Source organism: Paenibacillus sp. RC67 (genome assembly GCF_030020805.1).
Lineage (GTDB): Bacteria > Bacillota > Bacilli > Paenibacillales > NBRC-103111 > Paenibacillus_S.
The window spans coordinates 3,740,892-3,761,369 of the sequence record NZ_CP125098.1 but is presented as its reverse complement, the minus strand read 5'-3'; the positions used below and the strand labels follow the sequence as shown (position 1 = coordinate 3,761,369).

General features: G+C 42.8%; 19 protein-coding genes and 1 pseudogene. 3 read left to right on the top strand and 17 right to left on the bottom strand.

Annotation, left to right across the window (positions count from 1 at the left end; all coding sequences use genetic code 11):
• Positions 1 to 63 precede the first annotated feature (63 nt).
• The 3 genes from QMA13_RS17195 to QMA13_RS17185 all read right to left on the bottom strand — a co-directional run bounded on the left by QMA13_RS17195 (position 64) and on the right by QMA13_RS17185 (position 4,063).
• A complete protein-coding gene (locus QMA13_RS17195; RefSeq protein ID WP_282942875.1) occupies positions 64 to 924 on the bottom strand; it encodes a PhzF family phenazine biosynthesis protein in 861 nt (286 codons plus the stop codon).
• 110 nt (positions 925 to 1,034) lie between these two features.
• Positions 1,035 to 2,510, bottom strand: a complete 1,476-nt coding sequence (gene pdxR / locus QMA13_RS17190; RefSeq protein ID WP_282942874.1) for a MocR-like pyridoxine biosynthesis transcription factor PdxR — start codon at positions 2,508 to 2,510, stop codon at positions 1,035 to 1,037.
• Between the two features lie 362 nt (positions 2,511 to 2,872).
• A complete protein-coding gene (locus tag QMA13_RS17185; protein ID WP_282942873.1) occupies positions 2,873 to 4,063 on the bottom strand; it encodes an oxalate decarboxylase family bicupin in 1,191 nt (396 codons plus the stop codon).
• 854 nt (positions 4,064 to 4,917) lie between these two features.
• Between QMA13_RS17185 and QMA13_RS17180 the strand changes: the two genes are divergently transcribed.
• Positions 4,918 to 5,040 (top strand): sporulation protein YjcZ, encoded by a 123-nt coding sequence (locus tag QMA13_RS17180; RefSeq protein WP_282936341.1) that lies wholly within the window; start codon positions 4,918 to 4,920, stop codon positions 5,038 to 5,040.
• Between the two features lie 274 nt (positions 5,041 to 5,314).
• On the opposite strand, the gene QMA13_RS17175 is transcribed toward QMA13_RS17180, so the two are convergent.
• Entirely contained in the window at positions 5,315 to 5,638 is a 324-nt protein-coding gene (locus tag QMA13_RS17175; RefSeq protein WP_282942871.1) for a hypothetical protein, read from the bottom strand.
• Between the two features lie 170 nt (positions 5,639 to 5,808).
• On the opposite strand from QMA13_RS17175, the gene QMA13_RS17170 reads away from it, so the two are divergent.
• On the top strand, positions 5,809 to 6,888 hold the full coding sequence (locus tag QMA13_RS17170; protein ID WP_282942869.1) for a beta-propeller fold lactonase family protein: 1,080 nt from the start codon (positions 5,809 to 5,811) through the stop codon (positions 6,886 to 6,888).
• Between the two features lie 167 nt (positions 6,889 to 7,055).
• On the opposite strand, the gene rpmJ is transcribed toward QMA13_RS17170, so the two are convergent.
• The 10 genes from rpmJ to QMA13_RS17120 all read right to left on the bottom strand — a co-directional run bounded on the left by rpmJ (position 7,056) and on the right by QMA13_RS17120 (position 17,348).
• Positions 7,056 to 7,169 (bottom strand): 50S ribosomal protein L36, encoded by a 114-nt coding sequence (gene rpmJ / locus QMA13_RS17165; RefSeq protein ID WP_078498971.1) that lies wholly within the window; start codon positions 7,167 to 7,169, stop codon positions 7,056 to 7,058.
• Between the two features lie 210 nt (positions 7,170 to 7,379).
• The gene (locus tag QMA13_RS17160; protein WP_282942866.1) at positions 7,380 to 8,288 is read right to left on the bottom strand and encodes an SDR family oxidoreductase; all 909 of its coding nucleotides are present in this window, start codon (positions 8,286 to 8,288) and stop codon (positions 7,380 to 7,382) included.
• Positions 8,289 to 8,812: 524 nt separating this feature from the next.
• The gene (locus QMA13_RS17155) at positions 8,813 to 9,250 is read right to left on the bottom strand and encodes a hypothetical protein (protein ID WP_282942865.1); all 438 of its coding nucleotides are present in this window, start codon (positions 9,248 to 9,250) and stop codon (positions 8,813 to 8,815) included.
• 194 nt (positions 9,251 to 9,444) lie between these two features.
• Positions 9,445 to 9,831, bottom strand: coding sequence for a hypothetical protein (locus QMA13_RS17150; RefSeq protein ID WP_282942863.1), 387 nt, complete (start codon positions 9,829 to 9,831; stop codon positions 9,445 to 9,447).
• A gap of 41 nt (positions 9,832 to 9,872) precedes the next feature.
• Positions 9,873 to 10,724 (bottom strand): hypothetical protein, encoded by an 852-nt coding sequence (locus QMA13_RS17145; protein ID WP_282942862.1) that lies wholly within the window; start codon positions 10,722 to 10,724, stop codon positions 9,873 to 9,875.
• 763 nt (positions 10,725 to 11,487) lie between these two features.
• A complete protein-coding gene (gene ppsA, locus QMA13_RS17140; RefSeq protein WP_282942860.1) occupies positions 11,488 to 14,082 on the bottom strand; it encodes a phosphoenolpyruvate synthase in 2,595 nt (864 codons plus the stop codon).
• Positions 14,083 to 14,433: 351 nt separating this feature from the next.
• Positions 14,434 to 14,922, bottom strand: coding sequence for a DinB family protein (locus QMA13_RS17135; protein ID WP_282942859.1), 489 nt, complete (start codon positions 14,920 to 14,922; stop codon positions 14,434 to 14,436).
• Between the two features lie 577 nt (positions 14,923 to 15,499).
• A complete protein-coding gene (locus QMA13_RS17130) occupies positions 15,500 to 16,084 on the bottom strand; it encodes a TetR/AcrR family transcriptional regulator (RefSeq protein ID WP_282942857.1) in 585 nt (194 codons plus the stop codon).
• Positions 16,085 to 16,127: 43 nt separating this feature from the next.
• A complete protein-coding gene (locus tag QMA13_RS17125) occupies positions 16,128 to 16,907 on the bottom strand; it encodes a DNA alkylation repair protein (protein ID WP_282942855.1) in 780 nt (259 codons plus the stop codon).
• 12 nt (positions 16,908 to 16,919) lie between these two features.
• Positions 16,920 to 17,348 (bottom strand): VOC family protein, encoded by a 429-nt coding sequence (locus tag QMA13_RS17120; RefSeq protein WP_282942853.1) that lies wholly within the window; start codon positions 17,346 to 17,348, stop codon positions 16,920 to 16,922.
• Positions 17,349 to 17,628: 280 nt separating this feature from the next.
• On the opposite strand from QMA13_RS17120, the gene QMA13_RS17115 reads away from it, so the two are divergent.
• Positions 17,629 to 18,153 carry a DUF3189 family protein gene (locus QMA13_RS17115; RefSeq protein WP_282942851.1) on the top strand — a complete coding sequence of 175 codons (525 nt, stop codon included), beginning with the start codon at positions 17,629 to 17,631 and terminating at the stop codon, positions 18,151 to 18,153.
• Between the two features lie 168 nt (positions 18,154 to 18,321).
• Here QMA13_RS17115 and QMA13_RS17110 read toward each other — a convergent pair whose 3' ends face one another.
• The 3 genes and pseudogenes from QMA13_RS17110 to QMA13_RS17100 form a co-directional block, all read right to left on the bottom strand.
• Positions 18,322 to 18,921, bottom strand: coding sequence for a TetR/AcrR family transcriptional regulator (locus tag QMA13_RS17110; protein ID WP_282942849.1), 600 nt, complete (start codon positions 18,919 to 18,921; stop codon positions 18,322 to 18,324).
• Between the two features lie 150 nt (positions 18,922 to 19,071).
• Positions 19,072 to 19,893 (bottom strand): annotated as a pseudogene (locus QMA13_RS17105) (SDR family NAD(P)-dependent oxidoreductase).
• Between the two features lie 227 nt (positions 19,894 to 20,120).
• Positions 20,121 to 20,435 (bottom strand): metal-sulfur cluster assembly factor, encoded by a 315-nt coding sequence (locus tag QMA13_RS17100; RefSeq protein WP_282942848.1) that lies wholly within the window; start codon positions 20,433 to 20,435, stop codon positions 20,121 to 20,123.
• Positions 20,436 to 20,478 lie beyond the last annotated feature (43 nt).

Genomic DNA, 20,478 nt, shown 5'->3' with positions numbered 1-20,478 from the left:
CTCACCTTTTTGTTCTAAATAACTCTTGGTACATAAGGATCATACTCACGAATAACTTGTAGCTCAAAGGTGTAGTTTACCTTCGATGCACGTCACTGCATGTCCACCTAGTAATATTTTACCATTTTCCTCATATCGAACTTCAACCCTACCGTTTCGCCCTACACAATAACCTTGACTTGCAACGTAATTAGATTCTTCTATAAGTCCGAGCTGTCTCATAAGCACTGCTACACATCCATTACCACTTCCACAAACTGGATCTTCGGCGATCCCTTCACCTGGGGCAAATGAACGTACCTCAACAAAGGAATCCGTATTGGGCACAGCCAGTCCAAATACAGCTACACCGGTTACACCTGCTGGAGTCAATGCAGCGACTCTAGACATATCCGGGCGTAAGCTTCGTACCTCGTCAGTATTAGACAGTTGTAACGTGATCCACTTCGCTCCGACATCAATAGACGCACTCGCTCTAACATTGGTCAAAGGCACGCCTAATGCACTTGCCATATCAGCTAATTCAGCATGGTCTATGCTATGAATAATCGGCTCTGGCAATGTCAGGAAAAGTTTATCAGCATCAATATGAATAGACACTAACCCGCTACCACATTCCTGCACCAGGCCCCCCGGTGTCTTTGGTTTAAAACCATGCTTAAGTAAAGCAAATGCTGAGCCTATGGTAGGATGTCCCGCAAAGGGAAGCTCACTCTGTGGAGTAAAGATTCGCAAACTATAGTCAGCTTTTGGATCTGTCGGTGAGCATACAAAGGTAGTTTCAGATAAGTTCGTCCAATTGGCAATAGTTTGCATTTCATCCGTTGACAGTCCACTACCATCCAGTACAACCGCAACGGGATTCCCCTTAAAAGGCACTTCAGTAAACACATCTACTTGTTGGAATGAAACTTGGGCGTTCATTCAATTTTCCCCCTTCTCATATCATGATCAGTGTTATTGTATATCTAAGCTATATATAACACTCAATAGGCATGTATAACACTGACTGATACGATCCTCCGAATTGGAGATTAAAAATAGGGTGCATTTTCATGCATCGCTTTGGATGAAATACCTGAATGGAGAATTTTACACAAAATTTTAATTCCTTCACTAAGAAGGTTTTCATTGACATAAGAGAAGCTCAATCGTAGATGATGATTTTCTTGCTCGACAGGGTAGCAAGCTGATCCTGGCAAAAAATTAAGCTGTTGCTTTTTTGCCTCCATTAAGAGATGATCTGCATTCATCCAGAAAGGTAAACTAATCCATAAGTTTAATCCCCCCTGAGGAACTAACCAGGTTATTTCGGACGGTGCATGTTCGGACAGTAAAGCGAGAACCAAATCACGTCTTAATTTGAGGGCAATTCTTAATTTCCTCAAATGATCTTGCATTTTTTTTGATTCAATTAAGGGTAAGATGGTTTTTTGTGCTAGCAAAGAATTACCTAGATCAGCATTGGCCTTTGCTGCATAAAGACGGTTAAATATAGAACCGGAAGCGACTAATAGACCAATTCTACAGCCAGGGGCCAATATTTTGCTTAAACCTTTCAAATAAATCACATGTCCACTAAAATCCATTTTTTTAATGGGAGCAGGTGGCTTTTTTCCATAATAAATCTCGCTACATGAATCATCTTCAATAATAATGCATTGGATATTTTGAGCAATTTCAAGTATCTGTCTTTGGCGCTTTGGAGACATGACTGTACCAGTCGGATTATGGAAAGGAGCTGTTATATAGATCATTTTTGGCTTGTATTTATCGCATAGATTTTGAAGCAAATCGACTCGCATTCCCTCACTGTCTACTGGAACAGAAAGTATGATAGCACCTCTACCTCGAAATACATCAATGGCTCCTGGATATGTGGGTGCTTCTGTAACAACTACATCCCCATTTCCGATAAATGTACGTGCAATAAGATCTAATCCTTGTTGTGTACCATTCGTAATTAATATTTGTTCAGGTGCAGCCGTAACCCCAAGATTCTCAAGATACTGAGACGTTGCATTTCTTAATTGTGAATCCCCTTGAATCTCAGCATAACGAGATAAGACCTTTGGATTTCTAGATAAAATTTGAGCAAACTCTCTCTCAAACAATTGGGTAGGAAGTAGACCAGGATCAACCATGGAAGAAGATAATTGAATTTTCTCAGATGTATGAAGAAAACGGGCGAATTGAGATCTTGGCAAATAATCCTGAAAAGCTAGCTGCCAATCAAAAGGGGATGTTTCTTCTGCTAGCATTTCCCCCACTGTATTCTCTTTTACGAATGTTCCCTTGCCTTGAACAGAGGTAATATAATTGTCTTCCTCTAGTTTCTTATAAGCTTTCACTACCGTTACCAAACTCACACCAAGCTTCTTCGATTGATTCCGAACAGAAGGTAGTCGTGTCCCTGCTTGGAGAAGGCCTGAATGAATATAATCCACAATAGATTGATAAATTTGATCCGTAATAGAAGCTCCTGCGTTGCGTTGAATCTCAATATACATAATTTAATTGACCTTTCACCCGTGTTATATAGATAGCTAAAGTGTTATAATGAAAAGGTTAAAAACTCGGTTTATTCTATTATAACACTTAGAAGGTGGACTTATGATGTGCTTGTACTATGAGGTGAGAAACTGAAGCCTAACCATCCTGTAATTAGATTTATTCCGAGAATGACATCTTATATCTGGATAAGCTCCCCTTTCTATGTGATATGCAGCTCTGATTTACTGCCCTTTGGCTTAATGAAAACAAGGAGCAGCTGCCATGGCATAGCTGCTCCTTGTTTTGTTCAACTATCGTGTCTCGTTAGTGCAAACAAGCTCTCCAGTTAAAATGGAGAGCCTTAATATGCTGATGTAATTTATCTACCCGTTCTTGGGTAATAGGAATACCCCGGATATTTTACTATATACGATTTTTCCTTTTGCAATGCGCTCATTAAGTCTGGTCCTACATTAAGGTTCCCCTGTACTATCTGATGAGGTGTAAGCGCCATCCACTGATTAAGTGAAACATCTTCAAAGCGGTCACTCTTAAATATCTCCATAACCCAAAGACTTTTATCACCAGTATTCTGGATATAGTGACCAAATGCAAACGGCACATATCCTACATCACCAGCTCGATAATCGAATGTGCGAGCAGTGCCATTGGGGGCGAAAACTGTCATACGCCCCGTACCTGAGATATAATATTGCCATTCATCATTGTTTGGATGCCAATGCATTTCTCTCATTGCACCTGGTTTGATTTCCAACAATGATGCGGCAATTTGAGTGGAAATAGGAAAGTTGGTTGAATCGACTATACGTACTGTCCCGCCCGGAACTACAATCGGCTTTTGTGCGAGTAGTCGATGTGTGAAGGTTTTTGGTACCGTACCTTGTGGGTCTGCTACCTGCTGGCTTTCGAGTGGACCGGGAACGGTTCCTTGAAAAATGTATAGCTGATGGTTCGGAATATGGGCAAAAGCGCTTGTTGGAACACCGAAATTCGCCGAAAGTACGTCCTTTGGTGTATGTGAAAACCAATCGGAGATAGATAAAGTATTGAGGTCAGAGAAATGACCATCAGGGAAGACGAGCAAAAACTCGCAACCTTCTTCCAACCCTTGAATAGAATGCGGAATTCCTGGTGGGAAGTACCACAAGTCGCCTACGCCAATGTCGGCAATGAAGTTCCTCCCGTTCTGGTCAACGGATGTAATGCGCGCTCTCCCCACAAGCATGATAGCCCATTCTGCTTGCTGATGCCAATGTAACTCACGTACACCACCCGGGGTCAGAGCCATATTCACCCCCGCAATTGTGGTTGCAATCGGCAGCTCTCTAATAGTCACTTCCCGCGACCAGCCGCCATGATTTAACTGCATATGAGTGTCAGAAAAAGAAAACTTCATATTGGGCAACGACCCAGCATCGGTGACAGGCGAAACTAGCATGTCAGGGTTCTCAAGATCTCGCATGACGTCCCGTGGTCCTAAATCCCACCAACCGGCCCCATCACTTCTTATCGGTTGTGGTATATTTCCTTTCCGTGATTCGTTTTCCAAATGTTTTGCCCCCTCATTCAATACACTTCGTACTCGTCACTGGTTAAGTGCCTATTATTAGGGTTTGTAAAAATGTCCCCGCTACGCAAGTGGAAAATGTGAGTGTCGGAGCTTATACCTGCCCGTTGGCGTGCTAACATCGAGCGATCAAGGGGTTGGACAGTATGCCACAGCTGATCTGACAACTGGCGACTATTTTCCCCATCCAAGTTGTCAGCCATCCCCTTGACGCTTATCTGACACGTCTCGACAGGCAGAAGAAAGCCCTTCCCGTCTAAAGCATCGCGTCAGCTCTATCAGGTAAGCTTCAGCCCGGAGATATTGTCAGCCTAATTGCCGCCGATTATGGCGATCTTCGTAATCCATGATTTTGCTTGACCAATACATGCACCTAACTACAAAAAAACGAACTGATGAGAAATGTATATGTAACAAGAGTTTTCATTATGAGAAGCTGTCGTTAATATTTACTTATCTTCAATCAACTACACGTCGAACGTTAATATCATTGTTTTCATATCCCAACCTATAATGACCGGCTCTTTCAGTATTACATGCAAGCTCTTAGTCATATTCAATGTCGTCCTTAGCGAATGGAAAACGAAGATACGAAATTCCATAAGTATATTCGCTTGCCAGGTGTCCAAATAGGATGAAAGATGAAAACTCCAGTACTTTATTTAAATTTAACACGAGCAACTATAATTCGCTGCAATGTAGTCATATGTGAATAGAACATATTTATACCCTATGTACATACGCACAAACAAACCAATCTGGAACGACATATCTTGAACTTGGGATAAAACAAATTCCCTAATTTCAAATTTCATTTTTGAAAGGAGGACATAACAATGGGACTTGGATTAGGCGGTGTAGGCGGTGGATTTAGTTGTGGTGGTGCCTTTACTAGTGTTGGCGTCATCTTGGTACTTTTCATTCTCTTGGTCATTATTAGCCGTAGCTGGCTTTACTAATTTCCCAATAACCATGCTCCGTCTCACTGGAGCATGGTTATTTCTTTGTACTCGACTTTCTGACCGATAGCCTTCCGCAATTCATCTGCCAACTAATACCGGTAAGCACTTTCTTCCCATTTTTCCGTCACATGCCACGCAGGACAGATCCATAAATATTATGGAAATGAGATTCAATCAACAGTTATATCTTCTAAACTGCCTGTTAGCATAAGCGGCTGCAGATAGATCCTGGTAGTCACTGTCGGTGTTATCAAATCCCGGTGTGTAGCGATTACATAATAATCTCTACTTGTTCAGCTACTATTTCTAATGAGGCATTATCATCGTCCTCCCAATTAGCAAAGTGGAACTTGCGGAAGGGTGCATTCTCGTTCATCTCACTTATTGAATAGAGCATCATGCCAATTGGTCTTATAAAATTCATAGTTTGCACCCCATAAAACTTGACTGCTATCGCTTCGCCTTCATAACTTCTTAATGTTACTGTAAGAAGAGTGTTTTCCAAAACAATCCCCTCAATTTTGCTATCGTGTACCCTATAATCACCTATGTAGCCTAGGAATTGATCTTTTGCCTCCATAATTTGCTCCTTCATTCGCCAATCGAGTCCAATACATCCTGATCGGTTTTTAACATAAACTCGGGAAAGCATCATGTACCCCCAGACTTACTGCGGGGGCATTGTTCTAGGCTCAGATGAATAATATGAAACGATAACATAATCTAAGGCGGAGCCAAAAACTGTCGAAGGAGGAAAGTGATAACATGCCGAGGATGGTTTACATGATGACCAACAGGGAAGCAATGAATGAAGTCATTGCTTTTTACCGGGACGCGAATGGTTTACTTACTTATATGGGCTCCTACCCGACATACGGCAGAGGCACTGGTACGAGGAAGGTTTCGTCTGCAACAGCAAACGATGGAATTGACCCCCTTGTGTCCCAAGGCTCCCTTACTCTGTCGCGTGATGCCCGCTACTTAATTGCAGTTAATGCAGGCAGCAATAGTATCAGTAGTTTCATTATTAACGACAGCGGAGCACTTGTTCTCACAGATGTCAAGCCATCCGAAGGTTCTCAGCCAAACAGCGTCGATGTGTTCGGTGACCTTCTATATGTTTCAAATGTAGGTAATGCTGCCACTCAACTTGCGTCCAATATCTCTGGTTTTCGCCTAGAAGATAACGGACGTCTGACTCATGTTCCTGGGGCCACCCATTATCTAAGTACTATCAATGCTCAGCCGGCGCAGGTTCTATTCACTCCAGATGGCAGTAAAATCGTTGTATCTGAGTTTACTACAGACCGTCTCAGTGTATTCCATGTTAATAGAAATGGTATGGTTAGCGGACCAATCATTAACCATTCTAATGGTACGAGACCGTTAGGTGCTTATTTCCTATCGTCAGGAATCCTTTTAGTAACAGAGGTAGCTTCTAGCGCGCTCTCATCCTATTCCATGAGTGACAACGGGATACTGAATGTTATCAGCGGCTCAGTTACGAACGGGCAAAAGACAGCATGCTGGGTTGCAATTTCGAGAAATGAACGTTTTGCATATACCACTAACACTTTAAGTGGCACAATATCCACCTTTCGTATCGATGACAGTGGAAAGCTAACGGTTCTCGGGCATACTACGAGTACACCAGTTGGCGCACCTACAGGGATACCAATAGATGCTGGAGTTAGTAAAGATGGTCTCAATTTTTATACCCTTAAAGGTAATCAGGGCACTATCTCCGTATTTCATATCAAGGACGATGGTAGTTTAGTCCGTTTGCAGATTGCTGCTTCGACCCCCTACCCGTATTTTGGATCTCAAGGTTTAGCTGTTATTTGATCCTAGTTGGTCTATCAGCTTCTATTTATTCATGTCCAAGCAATGTATAAAAGGAAATAATTGAAGATTAATCGATCCCCGTTCTATTACATAGGGAAGAAAATTATTAATTATATACAAAAAGGAACACTGTAAATTATGCTACAGTGTTCCTTGGTGGTAGAGGATTAACCTTGTCTTTGTTTGTGTTTGGTATTCTCGCAGATGACCATGACGGTTCTATTTCTTCTAATGGTTTTACATTTTTCACAAATCGGTTTTACAGATGGTCTAACTTTCATTAGAAACCTCTCCTTGCCAGATTAATTTTTAATCTGTAATCTACCCTTTTTCAGAATAGAAATGAGTATATGAAATAAAGATATGTATATAATATATTAATCTATAATGATAAATCAATTGATAATCACTGGAAATGAAGTATCTAGCTTTCAGTGATTTCATTTATAGATGGTACTTCGTCAGAGCTTTGCACCTTATCTACCAAAAGTTTACGAATATCGAATTACTCCTCCATTTACGTGCAACACTTGGCCGGTCACAAACATGGAATCGCTTGAGGCCAAATAGACGAAGGCAGGCGCCAGCTCGAATGGCTGCACAGCACGACCTAACGGGATGTCGATACCCCAGGTTGACACCATCTCAGGAGGCCAAGAGCTAACTGTGAGTGGTGTCCAGCCCGGTCCGGGGGCGACTCCATTGACTCTGATTCTCTTGTCGGCAAGCGACATGGCCATCGTACGAATGAAGGTTACAATTGCTCCTTTGGTTGCCGAATAGTCGATGGCGTTTTTATTACCTTCGTAGGCCACCCTTGAAGTCGTACAGATGATCGCACTGCCCGGATTCAGGTAAGGCAAGGCAGCTTTCGTCAAATAAAACATGGGGAACACGTTCGTTCGAAACGTATTTTCCAGCTGTTCGTCCGAAACGTCCATAATGCTGGGAGTGTACGGCTGAACGGCGGCATTGCTGACCAAGATGTCCAGCCTCTGATAATGGTGTATCGTCTCCGCCACAATGTCCGACGCGGCGGCCGGATCGCGAAGATCGCGAGGCAAAAGTAGGCAGCGAACGCCGAATTGTTCCACGTACTGTTTGGTCTCTGCCGCATCCCTGTGCTCGTTCAAATAGACGATCACCAAATCGGCCCCTTCTTTGGCATATGCTGCTGCAACGGCGCGTCCGAACCCGGAGTCACCGCCGGTAATGATGGCTGCTTTTCCTTTTAGCTTGCCTCTGCCAATATAACCGGGATAATCGAAAATAGGCCTAGGCACCATCAAGTACTCCAAGCCAGGTACCTGATCCTGGTGCTGTGGAGGGAATGCCACCGGCTCCGTAACGGTCTTGGTACGCCAGGAGAAATAAGGATATACGGGATAACCTTTCAACATGGGCAGCCCCTCCTTCGAAATATTCATCGCACACCTATTTGGCAAGCGGCCGTTTCTCTTTCAGTAAAGCGTTCATCAGCTCCGCGCCCACTTGCAGATTGTTTGTGACCAGCTCTCAAGGGTCAGTGTCATCCTTTTACTTAGAGTAAAATTGATGTTTTATAACCATCCTATGAAATCTTTTATGAGAGTATGAACGGAACAAAGCTCCAGTTACCGCTTCAAAGACACAAGTCCCAAACTAGAAACCACGAATTCGATAATTATATTAGGTGTTGATGATTTGGAACCGACCAATACGCTTTTGAAGGCTCCTGCAGTTCAATGATAATAATGTAATAGACCAGGTGTGGAGAATGATGTGTAGTATATGGATGGATGTGGGGCTACAACCTGATTTGTGCATTTTCAAATGACACAAATCCCCTACATAAAAAAAAGCCTGATTCCTCAAGATTTCTTTGATATGTAATGTAGGCACATTTGTGTCATTGGACTCTTTTGTCGGTATCGTTGATTTATTGTCATGGCGCTCCAAAAATTGAAAGTAGCTTTGTAGTGTCTTCTTTTGTAATTCTCCCATACTTGGACTGTCCCTCAATAATCACTTCTAATATCTCCTTCTTTGGTGAAAGCCAAATGGCATAAGTTACTGGTTTATAACTAATTGTTGGATCTAAATTGACGCTTACAATTTTATAATCAGGTTGACCCAACATTGATACTTTTGCGGTTTCCCAACGAACATTTATTAAAATATCCAATATCGTTTTTGCCGCTTCATTATCTTCAATTTTCTTGTAAACCGTGTAGCCCTGCCCTTCAGCTTTACTGACAAGAAGATTTATAGGTTTATTGAAACGAAGATTTAGGTTTTGCTCATACGATGATTCTTTTTGGTTACAAGCGACTACGATAAGCAGTATGAACAGTAGCATACCAGCAATAAACAGTTTCTTCATAATCCCCCCTAATCATTTAAGATGCAGTATTAAAAGTAATTCTTTGGATAGCAGTGTTTTATATTGAATGTTTTTTGTTCTGGGTTTATAGCATGGCGAAAGGGCTGAAAGAGCTTTAACGCTCTCGAGAAGCTTTACTTACCATATGTGACAAAAAGGGACTGCCTGTATTGATTACAGGCAGTCCCCGCACACTACATCGAGCTGTATGTCGTATCGCTCCAGGAGAAGAAATCGCCGTACGCCCAATGGTAAGCCCTCGATGTATAAGACTTGAAGCTGTCGATAGGAATATCGCCGGACGTCCCTACAATAGCCGCACCATTGAAATAAGAATCGGTGCTGTTCCATATGCTGGCACCGTTCTCATAGACGGTCATTTCCACGCCGATTTGTGTCAAATTGCACCATTCGTTTACGCAGCCGCCAAAATCGGTATACGCCCTGGCCTCAAGATAATTACTATAGTTGCTAATTTCAGAAGAGTAGTCCATGATCGGATTTGCCGCTTGTGCGCTGCCCGCCATTACAGCGAAGGAGAGTGTTAGAACAGATAGCATCGTTTTAACCTTGATTTTCATCGAATATTCCTCCTCAGGATTCATAAATGAAATGCACTAAGCTACTGAATCGTTATCTTATTGTTAAAATAAACGTTCCATGGAATTTTCCTGTACGTCCCAGATTCGTCGTCAATACGTTCGTACGGGTTCTCCACCACGATGAGCGTCAGTTCGCTGGACGACCGCCCGCCTGGCGGTTCGAAGGCAAAAGGCAACGATATCAGCCCTTCCTTAAGCTCCGTCTTACGTACAAATTGCACCGGCTGATCGATTTGCTCGTTATTGAGGAGCGCCGTCACGGCATACTTCTCGACCTCAGGTTGTGTAAAAAAATTAATCTGGTAGGAAGAACCGGCTTCGTGCTTGACCAGTTTGAGCATATCGTTCACATTGGACGGCTTGTCTCTGGTCAAAAACACGTTTCTGACCTTGTCTCCTCCTTCAAGCAGCCCGACTGCCACGTCCCGGAACTCCGGCTCCTTCGCTTTATCGCTGCCGATTAATAACGTAGCACGCCGGTAAAAATGAGTTTCCATCGGACTGATAAGCTGATCGCTCATCAACGGCTTGTCTGGATTGCGTACGGCGACGAGAAGAAATTCGTGGCGTCCGGAAGGCAGCCCCGACAGCTCTACCTGAAGCTTACCCGAAGAATTGGCCGCGGTTTCCATTCGGATTCTTTTTTGCGGCTTGCCCTCGTAGCTGACGGCGATCTGTTTGTAATCCAGCAAAAAATACAGCTCGAACATGCTCGCTTCGGGCATCTCATTCCTGATCTCGATCGATGGCTGGAACGGATCGCCTTCGTTGAGCTGGAAAGTAAAGCCCCTATTAAACAGAGCATGCTTCTCCATCATTCCCAATCCGACGCGATACACTGTTTTCGCTTTATCCGCATTCGTCTGCTTCACTGCCTCCCGGTTCGCGCAAGAGCTTGCTTGCTACAATGATGAGGAGGAGCAGGCATAGCAGTTTTTTCACAAAGCTTCTCCTCCTGTTGGAACATCTTGAGGTCGGCCCGTCCGTTCTCCGTTATCATGGTACCTCTACCATCGTATTGAATCTCGATTTCAATAATTGCTCCTCCCACAAGTCTTCGTTTTAAATAATAATGCGCTTTCAAAACAAAAAAACGCTGTCGTTACTGAAAAGGCATCACCTCCTTTAATAGGATGACCGACTTAGAAATTTCCAGGAACATCCATTTCAAATAGCATTGCAAGTTAAAATATAGAGAAAGTAACTATGAGTCGAATAAACGTGGAAGCATGGATGAACAGCCGGAAGGTGGGCTTAATCGTAGTGAGTGTACACATGTTGAGGATAAATTTAGAGTACCATGCCCTTTGACAAATAGTTAATAAATGGATTAAATGATAGATTATGTTTTTCAGCATTTGCGACTGATCCCCGCCATTTCAAGATAAACAGGTTAAAGCCGCTATTATAACCTGACTCAAATGAGATCAAGTTCTTTCGATTTTCCGTGACAAGAAATGGATCCCACAAAATCAAAAAGCCGCGGTTTGCGCGGCAATTAATGAAAATTATATTCATGTTATTCGAAGTCAATAGACCAAACTAGAATGGGTGAAAAAAGGACGGTAACCGCCCTTTTATTCATGCCAGATTGCATTTAATACCGTCCATTACGAGTTTCTTTGTATTCAACCCTTACAATATTTCAATATACCCTTCTGTTCCATTCACGCGAATTCGTTGCCCGTCTTTGATCAGTCTGGTAGCATTGTCCACTCCAACAACTGCCGGCAAGCCATATTCACGCGCGATAACTGCTCCATGGGTCATCAGTCCGCCAACTTCGGTGACTAAACCTTTTATGGATACAAATAATGGTGTCCAGCCAGGGTCAGTAAAGGAAGTGACTAATATATCTCCATCTTCCAGATAGGCATTTTCCATGTTTAAAATGACACGAGCTCTTCCTTCTATCACTCCGGAAGAAACAGGTAGACCTACAATCGCATTAGCCGGCAAATGTTCTCGTTTGTACTCTCCTGCAATGATTTCACCATCAGACGTGATGACACGCGGGGGAGTTAGTTTTTCGAAAAATTTGTAATCCTCTTTTAGTTTGTTGATGATCTGATCATCCAGTTTGTTTGTGCGAACAACTTCGTGAAGTTCTTCAAAAGTGAGATAGTACATATCTTCTTTGTCATGGATAACGCCAGCTTGAACGAGTTGTTCGGCTTCTTTCAGCAAAGCCTGCTTATAAACGAAGTAGCGACTTACTATACCGTATTTTGGATATTCCCGGTAGCCGATGAAATTCCGGATGAGGTCGATCCTTCGTTTTGTTTCTTTCGCTTTTTGTTCACCATCCGGTAATTGCTTCAATCGATCTATTAACTCTTGTTCTTTTTCCGAAGCTTCCTGTCGCCCTTGCTCATATTTTCGTTTGCCGGCGTTAGGCTCAAAGTTCTTGATGTTACCAAGAATCATGGGGACAAGTGTAATTGGTTTCTCACTCCAACGAGTTCTCGTAATATCGATTTCTCCGGTACATCGCATTCCGTATTTGCTGAGATAATCATAGATAGCTTCTTGGGCTTCTCTTCCTCCATCAAACATAACCAGTCCATCCAGAAAGTTATCTTCTTTTGTATGCTGCAAATAATCAATCACTTCTGGATAAGGGCGAATCACATCCGCGACATCCAATAGCGCCAGACCCATCTCCGAAGTAATATTGTTGGGCACAGATTGAGAAAGAGTATCTGCTGCGTTTTTTTCGCCTAACCACTCGTTCATGTTTTCATTGATCCATGATGTAGCATTTATAGCAGCCATAAACACAGCCGTACTTTGTGGGTCAAACAAGATCTTCTTTAATTGCTGGATATCTTCCAGAATAAAATCAAACAAATCCGATCCCGATTTCTCTTGGATGTTTTGTTTTAACTCTTCTATTGATGTTTGACTTCGCTTAATCAAATCAGAAACGATGGTCGGATCGTTCTCGAATGGTGCCGGCATATCTGTATTACTTCTGCCCGGAATCGGTGCTGTTTGATCATTTGGTAACAATTTAATAAAATCCCGCTCTATTATGGTGATAAGCGCGCCTTTTGTGAGCGGATCAGATCCTATCGTATTTAATAAAGTTTCCCGGCCGACAGATGTAGCCAGCCTAGGTGCAACATCAACAAACAGCCTCCCGCCGGCTTTACGCATAGGTGCAGGAGTAAGTAACAGGTAAAAAGACAATCCCAATGGTTTTATGGGATCTGTCATCATTTGTTGATGACCAACAGATAGATAGACGTGATTTTCTTGATCATTCGCTTCAGGGATCGGGTATAAAGTAGTTATCGGCCTACTCTGGACAATATAAAATGTATCATTAGCCAAACACCATTCGATATCTTGCGGGCAGCCAAAATAAGCTTCGATCTGTCTTCCAATGCGTGCCAGCTGTAAAATTTGTTGTTCAGTAAGTGTTTGAGCTTGTTGTTGATCAGGACCAATTGGCCGCGTCTCTGTTCCGCCTTCTTTCCTCCCATAGATAGCCAATTTTTTGGTTGCTATCCTCTTATCGACGATTTCGCCTCCCTGTACTTTATAACAATCGGCAGTTACCAAGCCAGAGACTAGTGCTTCTCCAAGTCCAAAACTGGCATCGATAGATAGCAGCTTTCGGTTGGACGTAATTGGATCAGCGGTAAATAAAATCCCCGAAGCCTGTGGGAAAACCATCTTTTGAACGATAACGGATAAATAAACTTGACTGTGATCAAATCCATTTTGCATACGATAGATTACCGCGCGATCCGTAAATAAGGAAGCCCAACATTTGCGGATATGCTCCAAAATGGCATCAACGCCGATGATATTTAAATAGGTGTCTTGTTGACCAGCAAAAGAGGCATGTGGCAAATCTTCAGCAGTCGCACTAGAACGCACTGCATAAGCATGTTCTTCGCCAAACTGTGAGAGATAATGAGCAACTGCCTTCACAACATCGGAAGGAATTTCTACTTCCATAATGCTTTGTCGAATCTCCTTGCTGATTTCGCCAATTTGACCTCGATTTTTTACATTTAGCATGGTGAGTCGATTCAACAAAGCATGATATTTCTGGTTCTGTTCAATGGCTTTTTGATAACCCACTGTTGTAACACAAAATCCTTCTGGCACTTGTATTCCTTGAACTTTGGATAACTCACCTAAATTTAACCCTTTTCCGCCAACAAGCAAAAGCTGCGTTTTTTCGATTTCCTGGAATCCGAGAACCAACGAACTCATTTAACATCTCTCCTAACCATTAGATTGAGAAAAAACATTTGACAAGAGTTAACCGGCATGATACACTTAAAGTGTAAGATGTATTAACTATGTTCATTTTAGACAAAACAGTCGTAAATTGATTATATCATCGAGTTTGTTATCATGCAATATTAAGAATATTATTAAAGAACCTGATGGGATTATCCAGGTTCTTTTTTTGCGTCACTCCATAGTCACCTTGCGGTCCATCAGAAGCAGCAATTTTCGGTGCCATTACGTCCGACACCCTTCGAGACATCCATAAAACTAAACCTTCCTGTTTGGCACGGAGGTTATGGATTTCATTTAGAGTCATTCACTGAATCACCGTTATTGTTCGTCCGCGCTGGGGCCGTACATCCCTGGAACCGGTATTCCGAGCAGACGGAGATAGACAGTCAGCTGTCCGCGATGATGATAAACGTGATTGAACATAAGCGTCCGCGCCATGTCGATCCGGGGTGATTCCAAGACGGTCTCCCCCTTGCTGACGAGCTTCCAGGTATCCCTAAGACCGTCTTCTCCCCATTCCCGAAGCTTGTTCTCGGCGAGAGACACGCTCCATTCCAGCGCTTCGTGCAGTTCTTGCCTGGTCGTCGGCTCCGGCAGCGGAACGATTGGAACTTCGCTCACCGCTTCATCCAGCAACAGTGCCAGCCCTCCAGGAACTCCCGCAGCATGTAGAGCTAGCTGTCCTAAAGACATCGATTTCGGGTGGGGCCTCCAAGACAATTTGTCTTCCGGGAGTCTTTCGAGAAGCGACCGCGTCGATTCGGCTTCCCTTTTCAATTCGCCGATCCAATCCTCAATAACGTTCATAGTGATTTCTCCTCCACTGGCCAAGGCCGGTTATCATCTTAATCCTATCACGGCCATGAGCGCCAATGTTTCTTATTGATTGCGGAAATCGAGAAAGTCGTTGCTTGAGGTACTTAGACATTCGACGCATTTGCTCAGATGTGTGACATCGGGAACGAACAAATATCCTAGCGCTCGCCCTACATTTTAATCAGCCGTTTTTCGTAACCGGTTTTGAGTAAATCTGCCGGTTATCATAATGATCGATCATCGACAACCGGGGTCTTGATCAATTTCTATTTAATATCTTCTTTTCCCACGAGCTTGATCCCATAAAATAAAAATAACCGCGATTTACGCGGCTATAAATGTCATATCTGTGTGTAGCTAACTTTGGAAGCAAACGGGTCAGCCCAAGAGTTCCAGTTTTGCTGCAAAAGTCGATACAGTTATAAAGTGATGGCGAAGCGTTCTTTTAAGGCTTTATATCCTAACTTTTCATATCAACAAGATATTAGCTGCTTTTAGAGCAATGACCTAGTTTTCTCCGACATGAACAATTTGAGTTCTTGTATAAGCCAGCACTCAGGAGAATGAATCATTGTTTTAATCCTTCCAAGAATACGGCAAGTACTTTCATCGTCTCTTCCATTGCAGTAGGCTGCAAGGACTCGTTGGCAAGCCAGAGCGCCGTCTCATTCAAGCCGCCCGAAATAAAATGGGTCATTGCATCAAGGGGAACCATCCGAAAGTATCCGTGGTCCTGCATGATTCCAAGCTGTCCCCTCAATAAACGCATGGAATGGTTCTTATCCATCTCTCTCCATACTTCCCAACCAAGAATCGCAGGGCCATCGATCAGCATGATACGCCTATTTTGCTCTTCAACAGCAGCCATAATGAATGCGCGGCAACCCAAGTAGAGCTGCTGCCATACATCTTCACTCTCTGAAGCCTCCTGCTCCACCCTCTCAGCAACTTCCCTCTGGACATCTTCAAGTACGATACGAAACAATTCCTTCTTGCTTCGAAAATGATGATAGACCGCTCCTCGCGTCAGATTCGCCTCATGAACGATCGATTCCAATGCCGCATCCGTATAACCGTGATTGGTAAAATGGGTTCTGGCGACTTCAATCAGCTTACGAATCGTTTCTTCCGTTGCTGCTTTATTTTTTCTCATAATCGGCTATTTCTCCATTCGCATTACATTGTATCCCTATTTCCTATAGCTCATTTAACATAGCCAACGCATCCGGATCTCCGGACTTTATTAATGATCTTAATGCATGGCGAACCACGCTCGAACCATGCTCCCACCCGTCACTCAGCTTGTTAGCCATCCAATGTATTGTGATCTGCTTGTAATCCTTTGTCAAATCATTTAAATGATTTGCTACGGACTTTCTTACATAGTCCGAACGGTCATCCAGCAATGGCTCAAGTAAAGCAAGATTTTGTAAGGGATCTCCATTTAACACTTCTATCCGCTTTGCCCAGGGAAGACGAGGACGAGTCCCTTCACTGACTAAACGACGCACATGAGAATTAGGATCGAAAGCCCAAGTGGATAATGTTTCAAGACACTCCGCCGAATGATGGAGGAGATACGGGCGGATGGCATATTCGGAGGTATGGCGTTTGGTAATCTCGTACAAAGCGTCCATAGAAATTCGGAAATGATTAAGACCATATTGTTCCACGAAATACGCGATTGGCATCAGGAAGTAACCCTCGGTGAACATCCCCTGTTCCCTTTCATTCTCCGGACCAAGGATGTTTAATAAGATACCCATTTGATCAGGATAATCTAGCGGCAATGTGCGATGCAGTTCTCCGGCTATCAACCGAACTCTTGCTTTCAACTCCAACGGTTCTGTCTGCTCCGCTACTGTATGTACAAAACTATCGACCGGGAAACTCGGATAGTATGGCTTGATTGAATTGGCTAGCCGTACCGCCAGTTCCTCTCCAAAATAATTTTTCAAAGGTACATGTGCTCCCATGCAACTACTCCCTTATTTCCAGATTTCTTCGGAATATTGGGTACTAAAATCATTTGAAGGCGGGATAACAGTAATGATATCGATCAATATGCCGTTGGGATCAGAGGTAATGAAATGCCGCTGTCCAAAAGCCTCACTCCGGATATCGAGCTCCAGTGGTAGCTTGGCTCCTCGAATGAGACGTTCGTATTCAGCATCAACATCATCCACTTCGAAATTAAGAATCAGCCCTCTTACTTTTGTCCTGTATGCGTCAGGAATGGTCGGATGAGAAGCGTCAAGAATAGCCAATTCGTAAGGTATGTCATTGCCGGGCATTTTCAAGCTGACATACCAGTCCGCCTCAAACATCTTCTTGAATCCAAAGTGATCCTCGTAAAATGCTGCCGTGGAATTAACTTGATCTGTTAAAATGACGGGATAAAAACTGGATATTTTCATAATTACACCCTCTCGGTTATGATAGATCTTATATTAACATACATGCAGTATGTATGTAAATGAGGTTTGATTATTTAACGTCTTTGCCACCCCCTTCTGCTTCACTCACAATGTACAAACTGAACTGCTTGAGTGATTACACAGTTCCAAAACAATAAACTCGTCATTATTAACCTGAATTCGTCGACAAATCTGTACGGATATACCTATTTCGAATGCTTTAATAAGTTAATGACAATAATAAACCGAATTAGTATATAAATGGACAAGGAGTGATCACGTGATTTACATATATAATGATTACGGTGGCACCCATACGACTTCCTTGGCAGCAGCATATCATCTAAATAGATTGCCGGTTAATCGAAAACTTACTAAAGAAGAAATAGTAAGCGTGGATTATTTTAACAAATTACAAACTTCAGATATGGGGAAACTCATCTTTCATGGTGTGGACGAAAACGGGGATTCGGTTTACACAGTCGGTCGAGGATCATCAAAGGTTGTTGTCCCAGCATTAAAAAATTTGAGTGTGATACTTCAAGATAGATTTCAATCAAATGAAACTATAGTTTTCTCTAATACTTCACCGACTGTGCCGTTTGCCATGACCATTGGCGGACTTTTTTCAAGAAGGTTAAAAATTGATTTTATCGGAGTTCCACTATTAGTAATTGGGGCTAAGCAATGTTGTCAAAACATTCTTCAATTAGTTACCCATACGAAAAATACTAAAAATATCAAAGCTGGGTCCATTATTGTGTTGGAAAACAAAAATGTCCCCATTTCCGTAGTTGAAACATAATGTTCTATAAAAGCACTTTCTTTGATCGTCCAATTGTTCCATCCTTTATTTCTGGAACTGGCTTCGGCAAATCGGGATAATCCCAATTATGTAAAAACGAAAAGCACCTCGTTGTTAGATGTGTGTCTAACAATCGGGGTGCTCTGGCAGCTCTAAGCTCATAATCTATCACTCCATCAATGCAACTTCCGTGAGATACACAGCATTCCAGCAGGAACGGATTGCTTCGTGGATGCTTTCGCTGGTTAATTCGTAAATACCGTGGATCTCAGCTTTCAACATGTAAACAAATTGCCCATAATGCATCTGAACCATCATTTTCGGATTCATTGGGATAAAGAGCTTCTGCTGAACGGCTTCTTCGTACAACTTGTTCATCGGCTCGCACCAGCCGCCTGTATAGACTGCCTGCTTTATCTCGTCGTAAATGTAGGGTGAGAAAGAATATTGCTCAATAAATTGAAAGCCCTGTGGATATTTTTTACCCAAGTTGAGGACTCGGCTCCAACCCATTTCGAACTTTTCACGAATCGTTCTGCCCTGCAATAAACCTTCACGCACATACTCTCCGTTAAACGTAACAATCGCTTTGTACAACTCGTTAACGATATCTTCTTTACTTTGAAAATAGTGATAAATGCTCCCCGTTGATACGCCAGATTCTTTTGCGATTAGCGCCATTGAGGTAGCCTGTAATTCCTTCCTAATGATGATGTTAAGTGTCGTTTCGAGGACGGACCGCTGGACCTTATTGTACTTCTCAAACATTCGTCTCCTCCTTTCTCATTTTAAATCGAACGTTCATTCTATTTAGCATACACCTAATGCAGACTTCAGTCAATGAAGCCGATTCATTGATGTTGATCTCAATCAGCGCCCAATCCCTTATTATAATTTCAAGACATGGATTTATTATCTTTACATATAGTCCCTAGCAATGGTCTCCAAATATTCTTCAATCGGTACGGAATTTCTAAGAGCCATGAGATCGTTGCCCGCTGCGCCAATGACAGTGCGGAACTTATTACTTTCTCCTGTTGCCACAGCTACAATAGCATCCACGATATCCTGAGGATCATCCAAGCGGCGGCTTGCTTCCGAAGTTATCATTAGATTATTTACTTTCGTCATTAGATCATCGTAGTCTTTAATGTTTTCATCTTTGTTCCATGTGATATTTTCCCTAAAATTATTTCCTGAAGAACCGCCTTGCTCGATCAATCTAAGCTTAATATTCAATGGCTTCAGTTCGTAATAAAGACCTTCCGTCAATCCCTCCAAATCGAACTTGGACATGTTGTAAAGTGATCCGAGCGGCACCGCTGTTGTAATCCCCATGAAGGAGCTGATGTTAATAAACATGCCTCCGCCATTGGCTCTGTAGTGTGGGATAAATTTACGAATCACATTGATCGGTCCCCGGTTATTCACGGCGAACTGCCAATCTATCGCTTCCTCATTGGCCAATTCCAACGCACCGTACGTGCCCATACCAGCACTATTGACGACGACGTCAATCTTTCAGAATGCGGCTACAGCTTGATCCGCTGCTGATTGAACTTGCTCCACTTTAGTGACGTCCAGTTTGAAGATTTTAATATTGCCATAAGCCGTTAATTCCGTTTCTTTCTCTGGCGTACGCATGGTGGCCGCTACGTTCCATCCCAATTTAGCAAATCGAATCGCTGTTAGTTTACCCAATCCTGAACTGGTACCCGTAATAAAGACTGTTTTAATCATAACTAAACCTCCAAACATTAGATTGAACGAACATTTTAAAAAACGATTAGATCGAATGTTCATTCTAATTATGTTTCATAGTTCTCCGTCTGTCAAATGGTTGAAAATAAAGATAGAACAAAAACGCATTGTCTGAGACAGTGCGCTTTTATTTCTGTTCAAGATCTTGAATATTTGCTGCTATTCTTCCCTTGCCCATTCAAAGCTGCCCTTTAGTTAAAGTACCTTTATACAAGCGACTGCCGTGCACGAATTTCTTCTCTTGCCTGGTCATTCATCAGGGCAGGAGTCCACCTTGGTTCCCAAACTAGCTGAACCTCCACATGCTGGATCCCGTTCACCTTAGAAGCCGCTTGTTTCACATCTGCTACAATATCGTCCGCTAAAGGGCATTCCGGTACGGTTAAAGTCATCCGAATGATAGCCGATCCTTTATCGTCGACGGTGATCCCATAAATCAATCCGAGATCGACAACGTTCACACCGATCTCTGGGTCTATCACTTCCTCCAAGGCTGACATGATCCGATCCTCTGTATTCATGATATCACTCCCTTTTCTTCTGTGATTGTCGTCTGCAGCGCAG